The 4689-nt window shown below is 62.6% G+C and carries 5 protein-coding genes; 3 read left to right on the forward strand and 2 right to left on the reverse strand.

Annotated features, from left to right (window positions below; translation table 11 throughout):
- Together EOA36_RS28140 and EOA36_RS28145 are read left to right on the forward strand one after the other, a co-directional pair.
- Positions 1–441, forward strand: a 441-nt coding sequence (locus EOA36_RS28140; protein ID WP_127280316.1) for a methyltransferase domain-containing protein, incomplete at its 5' end; no start/stop codon positions are given.
- Positions 442–607: 166 nt separating this feature from the next.
- Entirely contained in the window at positions 608–2155 is a 1548-nt protein-coding gene (locus EOA36_RS28145; protein ID WP_127280317.1) for a peptidoglycan DD-metalloendopeptidase family protein, read from the forward strand.
- A gap of 112 nt (positions 2156–2267) precedes the next feature.
- On the opposite strand, the gene EOA36_RS28150 is transcribed toward EOA36_RS28145, so the two are convergent.
- The gene (locus EOA36_RS28150) at positions 2268–3158 is read right to left on the reverse strand and encodes an NAD-dependent epimerase/dehydratase family protein (RefSeq protein WP_127280319.1); all 891 of its coding nucleotides are present in this window, start codon (positions 3156–3158) and stop codon (positions 2268–2270) included.
- Between the two features lie 113 nt (positions 3159–3271).
- Between EOA36_RS28150 and EOA36_RS28155 the strand changes: the two genes are divergently transcribed.
- A complete protein-coding gene (locus EOA36_RS28155; protein ID WP_127280318.1) occupies positions 3272–4093 on the forward strand; it encodes an AraC family transcriptional regulator in 822 nt (273 codons plus the stop codon).
- 28 nt (positions 4094–4121) lie between these two features.
- On the opposite strand, the gene EOA36_RS28160 is transcribed toward EOA36_RS28155, so the two are convergent.
- On the reverse strand, positions 4122–4689 hold a 568-nt coding region (locus EOA36_RS28160; RefSeq protein ID WP_145969341.1), incomplete at its 5' end, for an ATP-binding protein.

Genomic DNA, 4689 nt, shown 5'->3' on the forward strand with positions numbered 1-4689 from the left:
GTGATCGCCGCACTCGCCATCGAAACGGGAAACCGTGTGCTCGAGATCGGCACCGGTTCCGGCTACACATCGGCTGTCATGTCGCGGCTGGCGGCGCGCATTGTGACCGTCGATCGCTACAAGACGCTGGTCGAGCAAGCCCGGCAGCGTTTCGAGGCGCTCGGCATCGGCAATGCCATCGTGCGCCAGGCCGATGGCTCCAACGGATTGCCCAATGAAGGGCCGTTCGACCGCATCGTGGCCTGGGCGGCATTCGACAGCCTGCCGCGCTTCCTGCTCGACCAGTTGTCGAGCGGCGGCATCGTCATCGCGCCGATTGGGCCGGAAGAGGGCGAGCAGGTGCTGGCCAAGCTCACCAAGGTCGGCAGCCGTTTCGAACGCGAGGATATCGGCATCGTGCGGCTGCAACCAATCCTGCGCAGCATGGCAGCGGTTATCTAGTTTCGGACAGGCTGCGGATCTCATTTCGGCCCAGCTATCCGTATCGCTGACCACCCTCAAATGTTTTAAGAAAATTTTCGTCGGATTCTAATGGGTTAACCGCCCAGTAACATTAACGCGCTTTAATCCTGTCCAGTTGGTGCAGCGTTTTGTGCGGGTTAGTGCGATGCAACTCAGTGTTTTGAAGGCAAATAGTCGCAATCTGGCGCGGGGCTGCGCTGTTCTGATGATTGCGGGCGCGGCGGCCGGATGCAGTTCCCAGGCTTCGCGGTTCAACAGTGTCGATGACGTCTTTACCTCCTCGACGAACAACCAGCGCGCCATCATCAACAAACAGGATGCGGCGCAGCCCTATCCGGGCGATGTCTCGGCTGCTCCGCTCGACGGCACCCACACGCAGTCGGTGAGCCGCTCCAGTCTCGAACCGGTTTCGAGCCGGCCATTGCCGCCGCCGGCTTCCGCGCAGGCGCAGCCGGCTCCAGCGCTCGCGCCTGCCGCCAATCCGGTGCGTGTCGCATCGGCGCCGGCCCTGGTTCGGCCCGCTCCTCACGTCGACAGGACGACGACCGGCACCGTCGCGCCGGCCGCGAAGCCTTTCAAGAATGCCCAGCCCGACGAGCCGAAGATGGCCCAGGCAGGCACGCCGCACGCCACCGAAATCGTCGTCAGGGACGGCGAGACCATTTCCGGCCTGGCGACGCATTACAAGGTGCCGGCCGATGTCATCATGAAGGTGAATGGCCTGAGCCCGACCAAGGGGCTGAAGTCCGGTCAGAAGATCGTCATCCCGGCCTATGCCTATTCAAGCAAAAGCGAGCCGAAGGTTGCCGACGCAAAGCAGTTGAAGGATGGGCCGGCGAAGGACGGCAAGCACGATCTCCCGGCTTCCGCGCCGGACAAGGTGGCCGTGCTGCCGCAGCAACCGAAGCTGAAGGAAGGCAAGTCCGCCGCTCAGGTCGATGCGTCGGCCGCCGCGAGCCTGCCCAAGGAGCCCAAGCCGGCGCAGGCGGCCAAGGCGACCGGCGCCGCCGGTACCTACACGGTTCAGCCGGGCGACACGATGTCCTCGATCGCCAGGAAGACCGGTGTCGGCGTCGTCGCGCTGAAGCAGGCCAATGGCATGAAGGATGGCTTGTTGAAGATTGGCCAGACGCTGAAGGTGCCGGCCGGCGGAACGGCGACAGTCGCCAGCGCCAAGCCGGCCAAGATCGATCCGGTGACCACGGCCACCACGCAGCCCGCGGCAAAGGCCACGCCGTCGGAAACGCTGGCTTCCTACACGCCGCCGAAGAAGGACGCGAAGGTCATCCAGCAGGCTGAGGACGACGACGCGGTGGCGCCGGGTGCCACGGGGATCGGCAAGATGCGCTGGCCGGTTCGCGGCCGGGTGATTTCCGGTTTCGGATCCGGCAAGGACGGCGTCGACATCGCCGTGCCGTCAGGCACGCCGGTCAAGGCGGCCGAGAACGGCGTCGTCATCTATGCCGGCGATGGGCTCAAGGAATTCGGCAACACGGTGCTGGTGCGCCACGAGAATGGTCTGGTCACCGTCTATGGCCACGCCAGCTCGATCGAGGTGCAGCGCGGCCAGAAGGTCAAGCGCGGCCAGGAAATTGCCCTGTCCGGCATGAGCGGCACGACGGACTCGCCGAAGCTGCACTTCGAAGTGCGCAAGAACTCGGCTCCGGTCGACCCGTCAGGTTATCTCGAATAGAATAAAAAAAGCGATTTGCGGGCCGCCTGACCTCCAGTCCAGCCCGCCGGCTCAGGCCCGCCCCGAAAGGAGCGGGCTTTTTCAGTTTTGTCGGATGCCTGTTGCTCAAGGCTCAAAGGTGATCGCGCAGGGTGTCGGCGATCATGGCCTCGAGGCTGCTGGCCTTGATGCCGAGAAGGACCTCCGCGTCGGAAGAATCCACCAATAAGGGGTTCTCAAAAAGATAACTCATCTCGATCAGCTCATGCATGCCCAATGCCTCCATCTCGGCGATGGAATAGGAACGCGTTTCTGAAATCTCTCGCCGAAGCATCGCAGCGGTTTTCTGGATGAGCTCCCTGGGTGAGGCGTATTGCGAGGGAACGTGAAACGCGCGCCCCCATTCGCCCGTGTAGCGGGAGGCCGCGACAAGCGTCCTGGCGACGTCCTTGGTGAAGGCCCAGGCATGCGTCGCATCGAGGTTTCCAATGAAAGCGGTGGGTTTCCCCTCGATGATGGAAGGCAGCGCAACAAGCGAGAAGTAGCTGATGGCGCCATGTCCGAGATAGTCGCTCGACCGCACTTCGATCGCCGGTACATCGGCCCGAACCGCCCGCTGCCACATGATCGTCCTGGCGGTTCCTTTCTTCGAAGTCGGGTCCAGGGAAAGGTCGGAGCGAAGCGGGCTGTCGGCATTTTCCCCATAGCCATACAGGTTTCCCAGTACGATGAGCTTGGCGCCCACCGTTTCGGCCGCGCGCACGGTACCGTCGATGATGGGGAAGAAGTCGGTCGGCCACCTGTGATAGGTGGCCATGGCACACATGAAGATGGCATCGGCGCCTTGGCAGACACGCGCGAGGTCCGAGGCATCGGTGGCGTCGGCTTGTACGGCCCGCACATTCCGCAATCCGTTCGAACCGACGCTTCGGCTGGTGAGAACGACGTCATGTCCTTCCTCGCCAAGAAGGCGAGCGGTTTCGCGACCGACCGGGCCGGCTCCGACAACAACATAGAAACTCATGGCATAGCCTCTCTTCCAGGTTTGATGGAGAGGCGTGAGTACAGGTCCACGGCATTGAAAATCGCGCGGGAATTGCCAAATCTTGAACAGGTTTTGCCATGAATCGAGAGAGCATGCGTTCGCAATACGCTTCGGCCCAAGCCGCGTCCGACGTAACAATGGCCTCCCGGCATGTCGAAGCTGGCGTCCATCGTCTGTCCCGGGCGCCACACCATCGCATCATGGTGCATGCCAGCGCGGCGACGCGTTCCTACTGCAATCAGGTCGGACGATATTTCGTCAGGCGCGCCGGTGATATCGACTTGGTGCCGGCCGGCCAGGAAGGCGGCTTCGAGGCCGAAACCCCGTTCGACACGATAGAGATTGCGTTGCAGCCGGCGCTGATGGAAAGGGTGGCGGCGGAACTTGGCGGCAAGGCACAAGCAGTGCGGTTCGACACGCGTCACCTGCTTCGTGACCAGCGCATCGAACATCTCGCCCGGGCGCTCGAGAGCGAATTGAAGTCGAACTCGCCGAGTGACCCTTTGTTTGCCGACAGCATTGGCGCCGCACTGGCGGTGAGGCTGCTTGGCCTCGGCGAACCTGATATCGGTCGAACGAACCGTTTGTCGGATACCCAGCTGAAACGCGTGCTGGAGTACATCGAGGCGGCTCTCCACGAACCGCTTTCGACCCATCGACTAAGCCGGGTTGCCGGGGCGAGCAGTTCGCATTTGCGGACATGGTTCAAGGTGGCGACGGGCGTAACACTGCACCGCTACGTGTTGCGACGTCGCGTCGAACGCGCACGCGTTCTGCTGTTGCGAGGCGATCTCAGCACAAGTGAAGTGGCGGAATTGACCGGCTTCGCGCACCAGTCACACCTGGCGCACTGGATGCGCCGCGAGATCGGCCAAACGCCGGGCGATCTGCGACGGGCTCAACCGCCCGGATGACGTTGGACCCGCGACGCGAGCAAACCCATCAATCCTTCAACGGCTTGCCAAGCCGGCCGGCCAGATCCTGCGTGAACTGCCAGGCGACGCGGCCGGAGCGGCTGCCGCGCGTCGTTGCCCATTCCAGCGCTTCGGCGCGCAGCTGCTCGGGATCGATATCGAGGCCATGATGGCTGGCATAGCCGTTGACCATGTCGAGATATTCGTCCTGCGAACATTTGTGGAAGCCGAGCCAGAGGCCGAAACGGTCGGATAGCGAGACCTTTTCCTCGATCGCTTCGGACGGGTTGATGGCGGTCGAGCGCTCATTGTCGATCATGTCGCGCGGCAACAGGTGACGGCGGTTCGATGTGGCGTAGAAGATGACGTTGGCCGGGCGTCCCTCGACGCCACCTTCAAGCGCCGCCTTCAGCGACTTGTAGGACGTATCATCATGATCGAAGGACAGGTCGTCGCAAAACAGGATGACGCGGAAAGGGGCCGCCTTCAGCAAGCTCATCAGCTTCGGCAGCGTGTCGATGTCCTCGCGGTGGATTTCGATCAGCTTGAGCGGCAGGTCGGACTTGGGCTTTTGTGATTTGGCCTTGGCATTGATC

The organism is Mesorhizobium sp. M8A.F.Ca.ET.021.01.1.1 (genome assembly GCF_003998025.1).
Classification (GTDB): domain Bacteria; phylum Pseudomonadota; class Alphaproteobacteria; order Rhizobiales; family Rhizobiaceae; genus Mesorhizobium.

Excerpts from the sequence above, each read along its gene's own strand:
- EOA36_RS28145 (WP_127280317.1), top strand. The coding sequence starts at position 608 with ATGCAACTCAGTGTTTTGAAGGCAAATAGTCGCAATCTGGCGCGGGGC.
- EOA36_RS28150 (WP_127280319.1), bottom strand. The coding sequence starts at position 3,158 with ATGAGTTTCTATGTTGTTGTCGGAGCCGGCCCGGTCGGTCGCGAAACC.
- EOA36_RS28155 (WP_127280318.1), top strand. The coding sequence starts at position 3,272 with ATGCGTTCGCAATACGCTTCGGCCCAAGCCGCGTCCGACGTAACAATG.